The organism is Sphingopyxis sp. 113P3, assembly GCF_001278035.1.
Taxonomy (GTDB): domain Bacteria; phylum Pseudomonadota; class Alphaproteobacteria; order Sphingomonadales; family Sphingomonadaceae; genus Sphingopyxis.
Window position 1 is genome coordinate 4,368,313 of sequence record NZ_CP009452.1, and the last position, 16,790, is coordinate 4,385,102.

Consider the following 16,790-nt stretch of genomic DNA (forward strand, 5'->3'; position numbering starts at 1 on the left):
CCCCTCGTCATTTTCCTGCAGTTTACGCCTGATCGGACAGTCCGGCAAGCAAGGGCTCGAGGGAAGAAGGTCCCCGCCCTACTAAAGCGCGCCCATCGCCCTGTCGGCGAGCGCGTCGGCCAGCTCGCCGAGAAGTGCATCGTCGAGATCGGGCCCCGCAACGCTCTCACGCCCGATCAGCATAAGCACCGGAACCGCGAGCGGGCTGATCCGGTCGAGCCGCCTGTGCACCATCGTGCCCGCCGCGCGGTCGAGCAGATCGCCCAGCCGCGCCACGTCGGTCAGCCGTTCGCGGGCATCGGCCCAGGCAGCCTCGAGCAGGAGGTGATCGGGCTCATATTTCCTGAGCACGTCGAAGATCAGATCGGTGGAGAAGGTCACCTGCTTGCCCGTCTTGCGCTTGCCCGGATGCTGCCGCTCGATCAGTCCGCCGATTACCGCGACCTCACGAAAGGCACGCTTTAGAAGATGCGATTGCTCGACCCATTCGACGAACTCGTCGGACAGGATTTCCGCGTCGAACAGCGCCTCGGGATGCGCCACCTCGCGTAGCGACCAGACCGCAATCGCATAGTCCGTCGCGACAAAACCCACTGGCTGCAGGCCCATCCGCGCCATCCGCTTGGTAATCAGCATGCCGAGCGACTGATGCGCGTTCCACCCTTCGAAGGGGTAGCAGACCATATACTGGTGGCCCTCGTGCGGAAAGGTTTCGACCAATAGCTCGCCAGGGCGCGGCAGCACCGATCGGCGCGCCTGCATTTCAAGCCAGAAGCGGACATCCTCGGGAAAGCGTTGCCAGCTTGCCGGGTCGGCCAGGAAATTACGAACCCTGTCGGCCAGCCGCGTCGAGATGGCCAGCCGCGCGCCCATATAGGATGGGATGCGCGCAGGGCGGGACGTCGCGCGTACGATCAAGTCGGTGTCGCGGATTGCCTCGACCTCAAGGCTGAGTCCGGCAAAGGCAAATGTGTCGCCCGCAGTCAGCGTGCTTGCGAAATATTCTTCGACCTGGCCGAGGCGTCGACCGTTCCGAAAGCGAACCGACGCCATCGGCGCCTCAACGATGATTCCAGCGTTGAGCCGGTGCTGCGCTGCAAGGCGTGGGTGCGAAATGCGCCACCGCCCGCGTCCGTCCGGGGCAAGGCGCCGGAACCTGTCATAGCTTTTGAGTGCATAACCGCCATCGCGCACAAAGCCGAGCAAGCGGCCGAAGATCTCGGCGTCGATCCACTGATAGGATGCGGCGGTGCGGATTTCGGCGAGCAGCTCGCTTTCATCGAACGGCGCCGCGCAGGCGAGTGCCATCACATGCTGCGCCAGAACGTCGAGTGCGCCGGGGCGAAACCGGTCGGCATCGCGCTCGCCCGCCTCGACGGCATCGAGCGCCGCGCGCGCCTCCAGATATTCAAAGCGATTGCCGGGGACGATCAACGCGCGGCTGGGCTCTTCGAGGCGGTGGTTCGCGCGCCCGATGCGCTGGAGCAGCCGCGAGGATCCTTTGGGTGCACCCATCTGGATCACGCAATCGACATTTCCCCAGTCGAGCCCGAGGTCGAGACTTGCCGTGGCGACCAACGCGCGCAGCCTCCCTTCGGCCATCGCCGCCTCGGCGCGCTGCCGCGCCTCGCGGTCAAGGCTCCCGTGGTGGATCCCGATCGGCAGACCGAGGTCGTTGACCTTCCAAAGCTCCTGAAAGATCAGTTCGGCGAGGCCGCGGGTATTGCAGAAGATGATCGTGGTGCGGTTCCTCGCGACCTCCGCCATCACCTGATGCACCGCATAGCGCCCCGAATGCCCGGCCCAGGGTACCGCACCTTCGGGCAGCAGAATCGCGATGCGAGGCTCGGCGCCGGGCTCACCCTCGACGATCGTCACCGCTCGCGCATCGGCATTTGGTGCAAGCCACGCCGCATATTGCGCGGGATCGGCGATTGTCGCGGACAGGCCCACGCGGCGCAGGGCGGGGGCCAGCCGCTGAAGCCGCGACAACGCAAGCGACAGAAGATCGCCGCGCTTGCCGGGCGCGAAGGCGTGGATTTCGTCGATGACTACCGTCTTCAAACCGGCGAACATCGCGAAACTGTCGGGATAGGACAGAAGGAGCGAGAGCGATTCGGGGGTGGTGAGCAGGATGTTCGGCGGCTTCGCACGCTGCCGCGCTTTCTTGTCCGACGAGGTGTCGCCGCTGCGGCTCTCGACGCTGATATCGAGTCCCATCTCCGCAATCGGCCCGAGCAGATTGCGCTCGACGTCGGCCGCGAGTGCCTTCAGCGGCGAGACATAGAGGGTGTGGAGCTGGTCCGAGGGGTGCCGTGCGAGATCGACGAGCGTCGGCAGGAAGCCTGAGAGTGTCTTGCCTGCCCCTGTGGCAGCGACCAGCAAAGCGTGCTCCCCGCGCCCTGCCGCCGCCAGCATATCGATCTGGTGCCGCCGCACCCGCCACCCGCGCGCGGCGAACCAGTCGGAAAAGGGAGAGGGAAGCTCCATGGACCCGATGTGGCGTTCCGGGAGCGGGCGGGCAAGGTCTGCGCGCATCGCGCGATACACCGCGATTGACATGCAACGAAAAAGGAAAGCCTTCCCTCCCCGCGCCTAGCGGCCCGTGGACCGCCCGACGCCATAATCGATCCTGATCCGCACCCAACTCCCAACCAGCAGCTGTCCGTTGCGCCGCGGGGGCCGCACCCGGAACTGCCATGCGGCGGCGAGCACCGCGCGATTGATCTGCGATCCGAACGGATATTCGTCGAGCCCGACGCAATCCTCGACCCGATAATCGGGCGCGGTGCGGCACGCAATCAGACCCCAGCCCGGCCCGCTCGCCGTCGAGAGATATCCGCGCAGCTCGGAATCGCTCGGCTCGCGATACCAGCTCGCGGCATAGAGCGGCTCGCCATTGGGCGCGGTGCCGACCTGTTGCGTATCGCGCGATGCTGATCCGCCGACATTGGGCGGCCCGTAGACCCGGCCGTCGGAGGGGCGCAGGATCGCCTGGGAGGCCGGCGGCGCCGGGGGGTTCTCGCTTGGCTGGGGCAGAAGCGGTGGGGCCTCGGGCGCCGGGAGCGGCGTGGGCGGAGGCGCGGCAACCTCGGGCTGCGCCCGTACCGGCGTCGTCTTCGCCGGCGGGGTCTCGGGCGCGGCGGGGTCGGGCGAGGCATCCGAGCTCCCGGCTGTTTCCAGCGTCACGAGCGTGACGCCCTCTTCCCGGCTCACGCTTTGCTTTGAGAGACCAAAGCTTAAGAGCAGGACGAGCAGTCCGCCGGTAATGAGCAAGGCGAGGCCGGCGGCCAGCGTGCGCCGCGCAGCGCCGATCCCGAGCCTATGGCGGTCATGATCAGCGAGAGTGCCCGGCGGAAGCCATCCGGGGGAGCGGCGAGCGCTGATCGAGAGGCCCGGCGGCAACATCCGCGCGGGGATAGGGGCCGCCTGCGCCGGTGACAAGGTGCTCGGTCGTCGTGCGCAGGGGAATCGCATTTGAAAAATATAGTAGCGCGATGAGTTGATATGGATTCTTTGGGTGTCCTTCATAGTAAGGAGGATATCCATGTCCTGGTTTGCCGCGGCGTTTGATGATCTTCGCGATCCGCGAACGGGCAACGCGCGCCGTCACGATCTGCTGGAAGTGCTGACGATGGCGCTGACGGCGTCGATTTGCGGGGCGGAGAGTTGTTCGGATTTTGCGGATTTCGCGGTGGATCGCGAGGATCTGTTCCGGGAGTTTCTGCGCCTTGAGAATGGGGTTCCCAGCCATGACACCTTCTCCCGGATTTTCCGGCTGCTGGATCCGGCAGCCTTTGCACGCTGCTTCGAGCAGTTTCTGACCGCTCTTGGCGAAGCGGGTGCCGGTGTTGTCGCCATCGACGGCAAGACACTGCGGCGCTCGTTCGACACGGCAGCCGGCCGATCGCCGCTGGCGGTGGTGACGGCCTTTGCCTCGTCGACACGCACCGTCATCGGCCAGGAAAGCTTCCGTCCGGGGGAAGGCGACAGCGAAATCCTTGCCGCAAGAGCGCTCCTCGAATGCCTGGACCTCACAGGCCAGCTTGTCACCGCCGATGCCCTGCACTGCCAGACCGAGACTGCGCAGCTGATCCTCGATCGTGGCGGCGATTATCTCTTACGTCTCAAGGCGAACAGACCGGCCCTGCATGAGGCGGTGGCCAGCTACTTCGCTGCACCGGATATCCTTGCCGGTCTCGCCACGACTGAGACAAGCGATGCCGATCATGGACGTCTCGAAGAGCGGCGGGCTTTTGTCAGCCATGACCTTGGCTGGCTGCACGGTCCCAAGCGCGCCTGCACCGAACCGGTGGACATGCCCGCTCTTGCCTGTCTCGGCATGATCGAGGCCACGGTCACCCGCAATGGAAAGACCACAACGACCCGCCATTATCATCTCTCATCCCGGACGCTGAGCCCGGAAGAATATCTTGCCGCCGCCAGATCCCACTGGTCGATCGAAAATGGTCTCCACTGGGTGCTCGACATGACATTCGATGAAGATCGCGCCCGCAGCCGAAAGGACCATGCCCCCGAAAATCTCGCAACCTTGCGCAAGCTCGCCCTCAATGTCCTGCGAACCGCCAGACCCGATATCTCCATCAGGAGAAAACGGAAACGCTCCGGATGGTCCAACGCCTTCGCCAAAACCATCCTCGGTCAAATGCGATAGCCCTGCGTCGTGCGCGTGTGAAGTTGCTAGGGGAAGCCGAATGAAGGATCATCTCGCCCGCTGCGTTGCCGAAGCCTATGCCCAGGCTCTCCCTCACCGCGGGTCGGGGCGCGTTGCCGACTATATCCCGGCGCTGGCAAAGGCCAATCCGAACCGCTTCGGTTTCGCCCTCGCCCTCCCCGACGGCACCGTCCATACGGCGGGCGATGCCGACGAGCCCTTCTCGATCCAGTCGGTATCAAAGGTCTTCACGCTCGCGCTCGCGCTGCGCCGCGTTGGCAGCGCGCTATGGGCGAGCGTCGGCCGAGAGCCGTCGGGAAGCGCTTTCAACTCGATCGTCCAGCTCGAAAGCGAAGGCGGCATTCCGCGCAATCCGCTGATCAACGCCGGCGCAATCGCGACCAGCGACCGGCTGATCGACGCGCGCAGCGCCGACGCGGTGGTCGACGAAATTCTCGGTTTTGTCCGCGCCCGCGCGGGCGATGCCAGTATTGCGATTGACCCTGAGGTCGCGGCGTCCGAATCCGAAACCGGCGCGCGTAATCGCGCACTGGCCCATTTCATGGCGTCGTTCGGCACTCTTCGCCACCCGGTCGAAACCGTGCTTTCTGTCTATTTCCGCCAATGCGCGATCGCGATGAACTGCCGTCAGCTCGCCCGCGCAGGGCTGTTTCTTGCGATGGGCGGTCGCGACCCCTTGACCGGCGAACAGCTGATCGAGCCGCACCGCGCGCGGCGCATCAATGCAATCATGATGCTTTGCGGTCACTACGACAATTCGGGCGAATTCGCATTCCGCGTCGGCCTCCCGGGAAAAAGCGGCGTCGGGGGCGGCATCCTGTGCATCGCACCGGGGCAGGGATCGATCGCGGTCTGGTCGCCGGGGCTTACCGAGGCGGGCACGTCGCTCGTCGGCGCGATTGCGCTCGAACATTTTGCCTACGCAGCGGGCTGGTCCGTTTTCGATTGAGATCAGTCGGCGATGCCGACAGTGCCAGCAGCTCGGCTGTTTTCGGCAAGTTTCGTGTCGGCGCCGAGCAAGGTCATGCTGACTTTCGCAGTGCCGCTGCGATGCATGCCGATCTCGCGCGCCGCGGCGCTGCTGACGTCGATCACACGGCCGCGGCTAAATGGGCCCCGATCGTTGATGCGTACGACGACGCTCTTGCCGTTTGCGGTGTTGGTAACCCGCACCCGACTGCCGAAGGCGAGGGTGCGATGCGCGGCAGTGAGCTCGTCGGGGTCGAAGCGCTCGCCGCTCGCGGTGCGGTTGCCGGCGAGCTCATTGCCGTAATAGCTCGCCACTCCGCTGCCCATTTCGGTGCCGTCGTCCCCCGCAATCTGCTCCTGCGCAGCGACCGGGATCGCAAGCAGAAGCGGCAGGGCCATGACCGTGAACCGGCGCATATCAGCCTCCCCTTGTCAGGTGGGCGGCATGAAGCAGCGTCCGGCCAGGGTCGCAAGCCGCCAGCGCCGCGCTGGGCGGAAACTGCGGCTAGCCGTTTTGGCGATCAGACGTCGAGATTGGCGACCGACAGCGCATTCGTCTGGATGAAATCGCGCCGCGGCTCGACCTCGTCGCCCATCAATCGCTCGAAGATTTCATGGGCGATATCGGCCTGCTCGGCCTCGACCCGCAATAGCGAGCGGTTGGCGGGATCGAGCGTGGTTTCCCACAGTTGCTCGGCGTTCATCTCGCCCAGCCCTTTGTAGCGGCTGATGCTAAGGCCCTTGCGACTATGCGCGAAGATCGCCTCGAGCAGTTCGGACGGGCGGGTGACCGGGTTCGCCTTCGCAGCCGGCGACGCGGTGGTTTCGCCTTCACTCTCTTCGTCGGCGGGATCGGCCTCGAGTGCAGCCGCCCCGCCGGCCTTTACGAGCCGCGCGGGGGTCGCATAGGTTTCAGTCTGTTCGCCCGCGAGCTTGTGAAGACGACGCGCCTCCTGGCTCGCAAGGAAAGCGGCATCGACGGCGTGATGGTCGCTGACCCCGCGCCAGCGGCGTTCGAGCGTATACCCCCCGCCTTCGACGGCTTCGACGGTCCACGTCGCCTCATTGCCTCCCGTCTGCGCGCGCTCGGCGGCGCGTAGCCACCGCGCCGCGGTCTCCGCGGCGCTATGGCGCCCCGCAGCGTCGAGATCAGGATCGAGCGCGCCGGTCAACGCCAGCGCCTCGACAAGACCGTGGTCGAGCGTGCGCGGAACATAGCGCATCAAGGCCCGCAATCGCCGCGCGTGGTCGATCAATCCGCGAAGATCCTGGCCGGATCGCGCCCCGCCCGCGCTTTCGAGCAGCAGGGCGTCGATACCGGCATCGACCAGATAATTCTCCAGCGCATTGTCATCCTTGAGATAGACCTCGCTGCGTCCTTTCGAGACTTTGTAGAGTGGGGGCTGGGCGATGTAGAGATGACCGTTCTCGATGATCTCCGGCATCTGGCGATAGAAGAAGGTCAGCAGCAGCGTGCGGATATGGGCGCCGTCGACGTCCGCGTCGGTCATGATCACAATCTTGTGGTAACGCAGCTTGTCGATCGTGAACTCGTCGCGAATCCCGGTGCCTAGCGCCTGGATCAGCGTGCCGACTTCCTTGGACGAGATGATGCGATCGAAGCGTGCGCGCTCGACGTTCAGGATCTTGCCCTTGAGCGGCAGGATCGCCTGCACATGTCGGTCGCGGCCCTGTTTGGCCGACCCGCCTGCCGAGTCACCCTCAACCAGGAACAGCTCGCATTTTGCAGGATCGCGTTCCTGGCAATCAGCGAGCTTGCCAGGCAGGCTTGCGATATCCATCGCCCCTTTTCGCCGGGTGAGCTCACGCGCCTTGCGCGCCGCTTCGCGCGCCGCGGCAGCATCAACGATCTTCTGGATCACCGTCTTGGCATGCGAGGGGTTTTCCTCCAGCCATTCGGTCATCCGGTCGGCCATCAGGCTTTCCAGCGGCTGGCGGACTTCCGAAGAAACGAGCTTGTCCTTCGTTTGCGAGCTGAATTTGGGGTCGGGCAGCTTGACCGAGACAATCGCGGTCAGACCTTCGCGCATATCCTCACCGGTCAGGCTGACCTTTTCTTTCTTCAAGAGCCCCGACTTTTCGCCATAGCCGTTGAGGGTGCGCGTCAGCGCCGCGCGAAAGGCGGCGAGGTGGGTGCCGCCGTCGCGTTGCGGGATGTTGTTGGTGAAACAGAGGACATTCTCATAATAGCTGTCGTTCCACTCGAGAGCGACGTCGATGCCGATTCCGTCGCGCTCGCTGCTGATTGCGATCGGATCGGGCAGCAGCGGCGTCTTGTTGCGGTCGAGCCATTTGACGAAGGCCGCGATGCCCCCTTCATAAAACAGGTCATGGACGACATGTTCGGTGCTGCGGGCATCGACCAGCTTGATGCGGACGCCCGAATTCAGGAAGGCGAGTTCGCGATAGCGGTGCTCGAGCTTCTCGAAATCAAATTCGGTGACATTCTTGAAAGTCTCTGTCGAGGCGAGGAAGGTGACGCGCGTTCCCTTCTTTCCGGCGGGCGCTGGGCCGCGAACCACAAGCGGTGCGACCGAATCGCCATGCTCGAAGCGCATCCAATGTTCTTCGCCGTCGCGCCAGATTGTAAGTTCCAACCATTCCGACAGCGCGTTCACCACCGATACGCCGACGCCGTGAAGGCCACCCGACACCTTGTACGCGTTGTCGTCGCTCGTATTCTCGAACTTTCCGCCGGCGTGGAGCTGGGTCATAATGACCTCGGCTGCGGAAATGCCTTCCTCGGCGTGGATGCCGGTCGGGATTCCGCGGCCGTTATCCTCGACGCTGACCGATCCGTCGCTGTTCAAGGTGATGAGAACAAGGTCGCAATGTCCAGCCAGCGCTTCGTCGATCGCGTTGTCCGACACCTCGAACACCATGTGATGCAGACCCGACCCGTCGTCGGTGTCACCGATATACATGCCCGGGCGCTTGCGCACCGCGTCAAGGCCCTTGAGCACCTTGATCGAATCGGCGCCATAGGCGTTGGCATTGGGCTGCTTGGCGCCGCCTTCCGGCGCTGGATTCTCAGGGGTGTCCGTCATGCCCATCATATAGGGTCGGGGGCCGCAAAACCCAAGCGAAAATGCGCCTCTAAGCGTTGTCGTGCGGGGCGTTGCGCCCGCGCCCTGCCGAGGCTAGTTTCGGGTCATGACCTCACGCCTTCCGCTTCGCCCTCTGCTTTGCACCCTTGTCCTTTCTGCGCTCGTGCTCGCAGGTTGCTCGCAGCCCGCGCCGCCTGCCGACAATGCGAAGCTCGCGGGCGGCGAACCCATTGCGACGCGCGCGGTGATGATCGGGACCGAAGGGCCGACGCTGCCCGCCTGCTCGAGCATCAGCCGCGTCCAGGATGGTGGCACCGACGTCTATTGGGCCCCGGGAGAAACGCGCGTCGTCAAAGCACGGCTGGCCGGAGGCACGCCCGTGTCCCTGTGCGAGGCGGCCGAGAACGACGCCTGGTTCGGCATCGTGTTTGCGGCGCCCGGTACCGACAAGGATCTATGCGGAATTGGCCGTTCGGTGGCCAGTGCGCGCGAATATCAGGGACCGTGCCGCTGGGGCTGGATCCGCGGTGGAACCGTGCGGCTGGGCGCCTGACCCAGATCCTTGCCCCGACCTTGCAAGGGGCACCGCCTACCGGCAATCCTCGATGACGCGGCCGATCTCCGAGTGCACCGGCAGAGTGAGGGCGCGGCCGTTGCTTGCCTCCAGCGCAAAGCGGCCGCGACTGAAGGCTATGCGGTCGAGCCGTCCGTCATTCGCGGGCAAGGTGATGCCCGTCCCATCGAAGCGCAGCCTGTCGGTGCCCGCACTGGTGAGCAGCACCACGTCGATCGGCTGACCTGCCGGGCCGAGCGCTGCGGAAAGCCGGATTCCGCCGCCGCTGCACGCCAGCGTGACCAGCGGATTGACGGCTCCGGTCTCAACGAAAGCTGCGGTGCGACTGCCTGCGTCGTAGCGCCAGGCGCCATTGTAGAGCGCGCGCTGGTCCCATGGCAGGGCGGGAGCCGCCGCTGGGGGAGGAGCGGGCGGTGCCGCCGGCGGCGGCGCGGGCGGGGGCGCCTCGGGCGTCGGAATCGCGGTGCAGCTCGCGGCAAATAGTGCCAGCGTTGCGGTCAGCGCATATTGGGCGGCGCTTTTCCATCGCGTCATCGGTCGAACCCCCGCCAGTCGATCACTTCGTCCAGTTCAACGCGGGGTACCGGCCATTGGTTCACCGCCGCGTCGGTATCGGCATGGCCGATTGCGAGGCCCGCGAACAATATCTGATCCTCGCCGAGCCCCAGCGTCTTGCGCACCGTTGCGCCATACATCGCCCAGCATTCTTGCGGGCAGCTTGCAAGGCCGTGCTCGACGAGCAGAAGCATCACCGATTGCAGCCACATGCCCATGTCGGACCATTGCGGCGGCCCCATGATGCGCGAGCAATGAAGAAAGAGCATCACCGGCGCACCGAAGCCGCGGTAATTTTCCATGAACTGGCCAAGCCGCGCCTTCTTGTCCTCGCGCGGAATCCCGAGCGAGGCATAGAGCGCCTCTCCCACCCCGAAACGGCGACTTTCCCAGGGATCCGTCAGCTCCTTGGGGTAGATGTCATATTCGGGTTGATACCCCTCGCGCCCCATGGCGATACGCGCCGCAACTGCGTCCTTCACCGCCTGCCATGGCGCGCCGGTGAGAAGCGTCGCCTGCCACGGCTGAAGATTGCCCCCCGAGGGCGCGCGCTGCGCGGCTTGGAAAACTGACTGCAGTACCGAGAGGTCGACCGGTTCGCTGGTGAAGGCGCGCACCGACCGGCGACGATGGAGGGCTTCGGTTACGCTAAGGGAGAGTGTGTCAGTCGCTGGCATATTTGTCCTCACGGCGCTTGCCGAACAGCAATTTGCGTTCGAGCCGGGCCTTCAATTGGCGATAATAGGAAAGCAGGAAGACGTCATCCTCTTCGGCGACGGGGCGCCCGATCTTCGCGCGGATCGTGTCCGCGACCTCGCGCATCGCTCGCGCGTCGGCGGCGCGAATCACGCGCTCAAGCTCCTGCAACTCGAAAATGCCGTATACGGAAAGCTCGGCATCGCTGAAGGTCAGCGCCGCGGCCGCCGCCTCGGCGGCCGCGGCAATGTCGCGGTCGAGCTTCACCCGCTCGGCCATCACGACCCAGGTTCCCGCAATCAGGTCGCCCATCCGCATTCGGTCGCGATTGAACAAGAGGAAGAGGCTGAGGGTCAGTGACCAGATAAAACCCGCGAGCATTGTCCACCAGTTCACCATTTCCTCGGCGGCGCTGAAACCGATGAAGGTGAGCGGGAGGAAGATCTCGAGCTCACGGATCAGGTTCCGCGCTACGACGGCGTCGGCGGTCAGCCGCCCGCCATCGCGCGCGACCACGCGGATTCCGACAAGCCTTTTGCCCGGCGTTGCTGCGCGCTGCCCGAGCTCGAACCCGATGAACCAGAAAGTGCGCAGCACAAAGGCGCCGAGCATCCAGATGCTGATCGCAATCGACGACTGAGACGCGCCCAGCGCCCAGATCATCAGCAGGGTGAAGCCGAGAAGGATGAGCTGTATAAGGCTGATGTCGATGACCAGAGCGCCCAGCCGGAGACCGGCACTTGCGATCCTGAGCTCGAGATCGACGCCCTCGGGAGTCACGAACTGGCGGACCTTGCTCTTGCGCAGCGCCTGCGCTCGCGCATGGACAGCGGCTGTCGTCATGAGCCCGTCTCCTGACGCGGCAGGTAGTAATAGCCGAGCCAGAAGAGCAGCATCAGTGTGCCTATGCCATAGCGCAGCAGCGTCTCGGTGATCAGCTGCCGGCCGAAGCCTTCGAGCAATCCGGCGACAAGCAGCATGATGATCACGCCGACCATTACCTTGCCTGCCGTGCGCCCCGCGTCCGCCGCCGCCTGAAGCCGCCCGCGCGCGCCGGGAAAGACCACCGCTGCTCCGATTCGCAGCCCCGCTGCGCCCGACAGCGCGGCGGCGAACAATTCGGTGGTGCCGTGGATGAAAAGCCAGCCGCCGAAATCGAACCCCAGCCCTTTCGAAGTGAAGATGGCGATCATCGCGCCAAGGCTGATGCCTTGATAATATTCGAGCATCATGGTCGGTATGCCGAAGGCGAAACCCAGGGCAAAGGACATGATCGACACTTGGCTGTTGTGGGTGAACAAATAGGTCGCGAACATGTGGAGCGCGCCCTCCTGTTCGCCAGCGGCCCTGCCGTGGCCGAGGGTGCCTTGCAGGAACTCGGCGCTCGCGCGCGGATCGCGTCCGCCGGCCAGCTCTTCAGGGATGAAATTATAATACCATTCGGGGTTGTGGGTAACGAGACTCCAGCTCGTCAGCGTGCCGAGCAGCAGGATCAGGACGATGATGAGCGTCTCCTTCCACACCGACTGCACCGCCGCAGGCCAGTCGTGCAGGAAAAAGCGCTTCGCCCGGTCGAGCCGAGACTGGCGCACGCCATAGATCAGGAAATAGCCGCGAATCGACAGCGCCTCGAGATGATCGAGCAGCGCCTTGTCGAGGCTCGTGGCGCGCGCGATCGACAGCGACGACAGGGTGGCGCGATAAAGGAGCGGGAGCTGTAGCAATTCCTCGCTGGACAGCGCCTTTGCGCCCCTCTTCTCGAGGCGGGTGAGCAAGGCGTCGAAAGCGATCCAGTCAGCCTCGCGCTCGGCCCTGAAGCGGCTGGTCGAGAAGGTCGGGGTCGCGGGAGCCGAGCCTGAGATCGCGGGCCGCATCAAAGGCCGCCCTGCTGCTTGATGCCAAGATAGGCCTCAACAACGCTCGCTCCCATTGCGTCTGCTGGCACCTCGATCACGTCAACGCCCAGTCGCTGCAGCCGCGCAATGACGAGCTGGCGGTCCAGGAGCAACGCTGCCGCGACATTGGCGCGCGTGACGTCGGCGGCACATTCGGGCCGGCGCCGCTCTTCGCTTTCCAGCTCCTCGTCGCGCATCACCACGCAAAGCAGCCGATGCGTTTTCACGAGCCGGCCCGCGGCGCGTATCATCAGGTCGGCGCTGGTCGCGTCGGTGAACTCAGTGAACAGGATGATCAGCGAACGGCGGTTGAGTGCGGCGGACAACGCGGTCAGCGCGAGCGTGAAATTGCTTTCGACATGCGCATAGTCGATCCGGCTCGCGGCGCGCTGCAGCGCCGGGAAATCCCGCGTATGCATATAGGCCGGGGTCAGCGCCTGCGGCTGCGCGGCGAAGGAGAAGAGGCTGATCCGATCGCCAAGCTTGAGCCCGGCATAGGCAAGCAGCAGCGCTGCGGATACGGCGCGGTCGACGCGCGGCATGCCGCCGACGGGTTCGGCCATCGTGCGTCCGGCGTCGATCGCGAGCACGACGCGATTGTCGCGCTCGACCCGATATTCCTTGGCAAGCAGCTTGACGTGCCGCGCCGAGGCGTTCCAGTCGATCGCGCGGCGGTCCATGCCCGGATGATATTCGGCAAGCGCCTCGAACTCGCTGCCTTCGCCGCGCAGTCGCTGCTGCCGCAGGCCGAACCAGCTGTTGCGCTGGAAAAGCCGCCGACCTTCTTCGCTCACCGCGCGCAAGTTCGGGACGACAGCGATCGCGCGGCCTATTGCGAAGCGGCGCTGCTTCCAGACAAGGCCGAGGGGGCCCGCCCAGCGGATCCAAAGGGCCGCGATCTCGGCCTGTCCGCGCCGGGTGGCCGTGAGCGTGAGAGTACGCGTCAGCATCCGGGCATCGCCGCCTTCGCCCTCGGGGGTGCGTGCCTCATCTGCGATGCGGCCACCCGGCGCGATTCGCTCGTCGGCAGCCAGCGCGATTTCGGCGCGGCGCGGCGCCGCGCGCGGCCCCCTCGCGTTGATCGAGAGATCGAAGGGTTCGCCGACGCCGATCTGGCGCGGAAAGCGCGCGTCGAGCGCAAGCTGCCGCGGGCTCGGCCCAGCTATTGTATCGAGACACAGGCACGCGAGGAGGAAGGCGATCCAGCCTGGCGCGGCCAGCCACAGCTCGGGCTGGATCAGCCCGAGCGCGAGTGCGGTCGGCGCGCCCGCGAGCAGCAGATAAATGGCCCGGCGGGTCGGGTATATCACCGGGGCACCTCTTCCAGTTCGAGCAGCGACGCGACGACCTGTTCGACGCTGCGACCTTCGATCTCGGCCGCCGGCGACAGGATGACGCGGTGGCGGAGCACGCCCGCGGCGAGACGCTGGACGTCGTCGGGGATCGCATAGTCGCGTCCGTCGAGTGCTGCCGCGGCGCAGGCCGCGCGCGCCAGCAGCGTTGCGGCGCGCGGGCTCGCTCCGCACTCAAGATCGGCGCTCTCGCGCGTCGCGCGGACGAGCCGGACGATATAGTCGATGATCTCGTCAGCGAGGCGAACCGTCGCAATCGTGTCGATCGCCGCCGCGATTGTTCTGGCGTCGGCAACCTGCGTGACGCCGAAATCGCCCACCGCCGGGCTTTTGAAGCGTCCGCCATGATCGGCGACGATGCGCCGTTCCTCGTCGGCACCGGGATAGTCGACGACGAGTTTGAACAGGAAACGATCGAGTTGCGCCTCAGGCAGCGGGTAGACACCCTGCTGTTCGATCGGGTTCTGCGTTGCGAGCACGGTGAAGCGCGGGCTCATCGGATGGGGCTCGCCGTTGATCGTCACGCGCCGTTCCTGCATCGCCTCGAGCAGTGCCGCCTGTGTTTTGGGCGGCGTGCGGTTGATCTCGTCGGCGAGAAGGAGCTCGGTGAAAATCGGGCCCTTGGTCAAGGTAAAGCTCGACGTCTGAAAATTGAACAGGTTGGACCCCAGAATGTCTCCGGGCATCAGGTCGGGGGTGAACTGAATGCGCCCGAATTCGAGCCCGACCGCGCGCGCAAATGCCTGCGCGAGCAAGGTCTTGGCCGTTCCCGGCGGTCCCTCGAGGAGCACGTGGCCGCCAGCGAGCAGCGCAATCGTAACCATGCGGGTCAGGGGCCCCTGTCCGAACACCGCCTTTGCGACCTCGCCCTCGATCGCGGCGCCGAGCGCTGCAACGCCTTCGATGCTGTTAGCCGTCACGCAATAAATCCTTCCTGATATCGTGCAGCGCTTGCGCGTCCGCGAGAAATTCCTGGGCGCTGCGTGCGAGCGGCAGCCTCCGGGCGAGCGCTGAAAAGCCTTCGTTTTGCGCGGTCAGGCGGCGATCGATCCACGCATCGGTTGCGCTCGCATCAAGACCGGCCGGCGCGTGAAGTCGCCGCGCAATTGCCGTGCGCTGGTTCACCACATAAGCGCCTGCACTGTCGAGCTCGCGCCCTGCCTGCTTTATGAGATCCGCGCTGTTGGCGATCAGTGCCGCCTTTGAAACCGGGATAGCGCGAGCCGGCCTGAGGGCCGGGCCAAAGCGCATGGCGGCCTGCCACAGCGCGAGCAATCCCGCGGCAATCAGGCAGAGAGTGATGCCAATAAAAGGCGGAACAAAGGCGAAGCGCAGCAGCGATCTTTGGCTGCCGAACCCGTTCAGCGTCACGTCGAAGGCGATGCCGTCGGCGTCGGCGTCCTCGCTGATCGCATCGAGGAGCATCGCGCCCGCGCGCGCCGTGTCGCGCGATGCAAAGGCCAGATTGTCGATAAGGTCGGGGTCGGCGAGAATGTAGATGTCGCGGTTTTTTGTTCGAGCCAGCACCGCGCCGCCGCCCGGCGCCTCGATCAGCGTTTCAAGGTCCGGCCCCGAAAGTGTCTGGACATCCTCGGGAAGTGGAATGTCGATCCCACGCCCTGCGAGAATGCCGCGACCGCGGGCGCTCTTCGCCGCTTCGATCTCCACATCAACCTCGCCGAACCAGTCGGCGGGCAGGAGCCGGGTCGGTGCCGGTGCGCGAATGCCGGGGCCGGACCAGCCCGGCTTCTTACTTTCGCCCGGCACCGGGAGAAGCTGCCATTTTGGCAGGACGATCAGCGTCGGCGCGCCGCCCTGCGCTGCCAGTATCTCCTGCATCGCGCCGGGCCGCGTCTCGTGGGTCGGGGTCAGAACGGCGAGCTGGGCATAATCGTCGTAGCGATAGGGTTCGACCCGCCGCCTTACCTCGACTTCGGCGCCTGCGCGCTCGAGCAGATCGATCATTGCGGCATAGCCTGGCGCGCCGTTCGACAACGCGTGCCCGCCACCGTCCTTCCCGCCCGACAGCTGCGGGCCGAGCGCAACCAGAGCCCACAGCGCGATAAAGGCGGCGACGCCGACCGCGACGACCCCGCCGATCAGCCTCGGATTGAAGCTGCTATCGCTCGCCGCGCCCGTCACGCGCGGGCCCAGTTTCGCGCAACCGTCAACTCGGCATAAGCCGACCGGCACGCTGCCCAAGCGTCCGAGTCGATCGAGCGCCCGCCGAACAGGCTGATCTCCACCGCGCGCGCAATCCGACTGAAGGCGCTGCGCGCGACCGTGGGCAGATCGCGCGCCTCGGCAAGCGCGCGCGACGTCAATGCGGGCCGGACGAGTCCCGGCCGCCGCCCCTCAATATCCTCGACGCTTCGATAGAGCAGCAGATGCACCGCCTCATCGAAGCGCCCTGCGGCGGCGAGTGCGTCGGCCTCGGCGAGGAGCGCGCGCGCTGCCCCCGCTTCGGCGTGCCCCACTGTCTCATCCTCGGCCTCGGATCGCCGCTCCCGCCTCAAGGGAAGATTGTCGACCCAGCGCGCGAAGGCGGGGACGAAATGATAGAGCAGGAACAGCGCCAGCAGGATCGCCGCGATCCAGAGCATCGGTTTGAGGGCGGGTGCGCTCCACCGGAAAAACTCGCCGATCGCCTCGAACAGGGTCTTGAGCCACTCGGGGGTTTCGGGCGGCGGCGGGGCAACAGGAAAGCGCGTCTGGATATCGCCCCCCGCCATGGTCTGGCTGTATCCCGGGTCGACGAGTTCGGGATCGATCAACCATCCCTGCCCGGGCTCTCCGGCCGCGGCCGATGCCTGCGCGATCCACAGCGACATCATGTCGAAAGTTTGGCCCCGCCCAGCATGTTCACGCGACAAGTGGTAGCGCGAGGCCGCGCGACAAGGCAAGAGATGCTTGCGCGAGGGACTGCTCCGTCTTAGCGCGCGGCACGATCCGGATAGTTGCAAATGCAACTTCCCGGCCGGTGGA

The 16,790-nt window shown here is 65.5% G+C and carries 15 protein-coding genes; 3 read left to right on the top strand and 12 right to left on the bottom strand.

Annotated elements, in window-relative coordinates; translation table 11 throughout:
* Window positions 1–81: 81 nt before the first annotated feature.
* Together LH20_RS21210 and LH20_RS21215 are read right to left on the bottom strand one after the other, a co-directional pair.
* Window positions 82–2,490, bottom strand: a complete 2,409-nt coding sequence (locus LH20_RS21210; RefSeq protein WP_053556434.1) for a ligase-associated DNA damage response DEXH box helicase — start codon at window positions 2,488–2,490, stop codon at window positions 82–84.
* Between the two features lie 105 nt (window positions 2,491–2,595).
* Window positions 2,596–3,408, bottom strand: coding sequence for a hypothetical protein (locus LH20_RS21215; RefSeq protein WP_053555937.1), 813 nt, complete (start codon window positions 3,406–3,408; stop codon window positions 2,596–2,598).
* 139 nt (window positions 3,409–3,547) lie between these two features.
* On the opposite strand from LH20_RS21215, the gene LH20_RS21220 reads away from it, so the two are divergent.
* Both LH20_RS21220 and LH20_RS21225 read left to right on the top strand, forming a co-directional pair.
* Entirely contained in the window at window positions 3,548–4,675 is a 1,128-nt protein-coding gene (locus LH20_RS21220; RefSeq protein WP_053553474.1) for an ISAs1 family transposase, read from the top strand.
* A gap of 40 nt (window positions 4,676–4,715) precedes the next feature.
* Window positions 4,716–5,645: a glutaminase gene (locus LH20_RS21225; RefSeq protein WP_053555938.1), complete on the top strand. Its 930-nt coding sequence runs from the start codon at window positions 4,716–4,718 to the stop codon at window positions 5,643–5,645.
* A 2-nt stretch (window positions 5,646–5,647) separates the two neighbouring features.
* Here LH20_RS21225 and LH20_RS21230 read toward each other — a convergent pair whose 3' ends face one another.
* Together LH20_RS21230 and gyrB are read right to left on the bottom strand one after the other, a co-directional pair.
* On the bottom strand, window positions 5,648–6,082 hold the full coding sequence (locus tag LH20_RS21230) for a septal ring lytic transglycosylase RlpA family protein (RefSeq protein ID WP_053555939.1): 435 nt from the start codon (window positions 6,080–6,082) through the stop codon (window positions 5,648–5,650).
* Between the two features lie 104 nt (window positions 6,083–6,186).
* On the bottom strand, window positions 6,187–8,733 hold the full coding sequence (gene gyrB, locus LH20_RS21235) for a DNA topoisomerase (ATP-hydrolyzing) subunit B (RefSeq protein WP_053556435.1): 2,547 nt from the start codon (window positions 8,731–8,733) through the stop codon (window positions 6,187–6,189).
* 106 nt (window positions 8,734–8,839) lie between these two features.
* Here gyrB and LH20_RS21240 point away from each other — a divergent pair, with 106 nt between their 5' ends.
* Entirely contained in the window at window positions 8,840–9,286 is a 447-nt protein-coding gene (locus LH20_RS21240; RefSeq protein WP_053555940.1) for a hypothetical protein, read from the top strand.
* A 36-nt stretch (window positions 9,287–9,322) separates the two neighbouring features.
* On the opposite strand, the gene LH20_RS21245 is transcribed toward LH20_RS21240, so the two are convergent.
* The 8 genes from LH20_RS21245 to LH20_RS21280 are packed head-to-tail and all read right to left on the bottom strand — an operon-like array spanning window position 9,323 to window position 16,639.
* On the bottom strand, window positions 9,323–9,841 hold the full coding sequence (locus tag LH20_RS21245; protein ID WP_053555941.1) for a hypothetical protein: 519 nt from the start codon (window positions 9,839–9,841) through the stop codon (window positions 9,323–9,325).
* On the bottom strand, window positions 9,838–10,539 hold the full coding sequence (locus tag LH20_RS21250) for a nitroreductase (RefSeq protein WP_053555942.1): 702 nt from the start codon (window positions 10,537–10,539) through the stop codon (window positions 9,838–9,840). The genes LH20_RS21245 and LH20_RS21250 overlap by 4 nt, the downstream gene beginning before the upstream one ends.
* Window positions 10,526–11,401 carry an RDD family protein gene (locus LH20_RS21255; protein WP_053555943.1) on the bottom strand — a complete coding sequence of 292 codons (876 nt, stop codon included), beginning with the start codon at window positions 11,399–11,401 and terminating at the stop codon, window positions 10,526–10,528. The genes LH20_RS21250 and LH20_RS21255 overlap by 14 nt, the downstream gene beginning before the upstream one ends.
* Window positions 11,398–12,432, bottom strand: a complete 1,035-nt coding sequence (locus LH20_RS21260; RefSeq protein WP_053555944.1) for a stage II sporulation protein M — start codon at window positions 12,430–12,432, stop codon at window positions 11,398–11,400. The genes LH20_RS21255 and LH20_RS21260 overlap by 4 nt, the downstream gene beginning before the upstream one ends.
* Window positions 12,432–13,763, bottom strand: a complete 1,332-nt coding sequence (locus tag LH20_RS21265) for a DUF58 domain-containing protein (RefSeq protein ID WP_053555945.1) — start codon at window positions 13,761–13,763, stop codon at window positions 12,432–12,434. Before LH20_RS21265 ends, LH20_RS21260 begins: the two co-directional genes overlap by 1 nt.
* Window positions 13,760–14,725 (bottom strand): AAA family ATPase, encoded by a 966-nt coding sequence (locus LH20_RS21270; RefSeq protein WP_053555946.1) that lies wholly within the window; start codon window positions 14,723–14,725, stop codon window positions 13,760–13,762. Before LH20_RS21270 ends, LH20_RS21265 begins: the two co-directional genes overlap by 4 nt.
* Complete coding sequence (locus tag LH20_RS21275; RefSeq protein WP_053555947.1) at window positions 14,715–15,947, bottom strand: hypothetical protein; 1,233 nt, start codon at window positions 15,945–15,947, stop codon at window positions 14,715–14,717. The genes LH20_RS21270 and LH20_RS21275 overlap by 11 nt, the downstream gene beginning before the upstream one ends.
* Window positions 15,944–16,639, bottom strand: a complete 696-nt coding sequence (locus tag LH20_RS21280; RefSeq protein WP_053555948.1) for a hypothetical protein — start codon at window positions 16,637–16,639, stop codon at window positions 15,944–15,946. Before LH20_RS21280 ends, LH20_RS21275 begins: the two co-directional genes overlap by 4 nt.
* Between the last annotated feature and the right edge of the window lie 151 nt (window positions 16,640–16,790).

Coding starts and splice junctions, on each gene's coding strand:
- LH20_RS21210 (WP_053556434.1), bottom strand. CDS start 2,490: ATGGAGCTTCCCTCTCCCTTTTCCGACTGGTTCGCCGCGCGCGGGTGG.
- LH20_RS21215 (WP_053555937.1), bottom strand. CDS start 3,408: ATGTTGCCGCCGGGCCTCTCGATCAGCGCTCGCCGCTCCCCCGGATGG.
- LH20_RS21220 (WP_053553474.1), top strand. CDS start 3,548: ATGTCCTGGTTTGCCGCGGCGTTTGATGATCTTCGCGATCCGCGAACG.
- LH20_RS21225 (WP_053555938.1), top strand. CDS start 4,716: ATGAAGGATCATCTCGCCCGCTGCGTTGCCGAAGCCTATGCCCAGGCT.
- LH20_RS21230 (WP_053555939.1), bottom strand. CDS start 6,082: ATGCGCCGGTTCACGGTCATGGCCCTGCCGCTTCTGCTTGCGATCCCG.
- gyrB (WP_053556435.1), bottom strand. CDS start 8,733: ATGACGGACACCCCTGAGAATCCAGCGCCGGAAGGCGGCGCCAAGCAG.
- LH20_RS21240 (WP_053555940.1), top strand. CDS start 8,840: ATGACCTCACGCCTTCCGCTTCGCCCTCTGCTTTGCACCCTTGTCCTT.
- LH20_RS21245 (WP_053555941.1), bottom strand. CDS start 9,841: ATGACGCGATGGAAAAGCGCCGCCCAATATGCGCTGACCGCAACGCTG.
- LH20_RS21250 (WP_053555942.1), bottom strand. CDS start 10,539: ATGCCAGCGACTGACACACTCTCCCTTAGCGTAACCGAAGCCCTCCAT.
- LH20_RS21255 (WP_053555943.1), bottom strand. CDS start 11,401: ATGACGACAGCCGCTGTCCATGCGCGAGCGCAGGCGCTGCGCAAGAGC.
- LH20_RS21260 (WP_053555944.1), bottom strand. CDS start 12,432: ATGCGGCCCGCGATCTCAGGCTCGGCTCCCGCGACCCCGACCTTCTCG.
- LH20_RS21280 (WP_053555948.1), bottom strand. CDS start 16,639: ATGATGTCGCTGTGGATCGCGCAGGCATCGGCCGCGGCCGGAGAGCCC.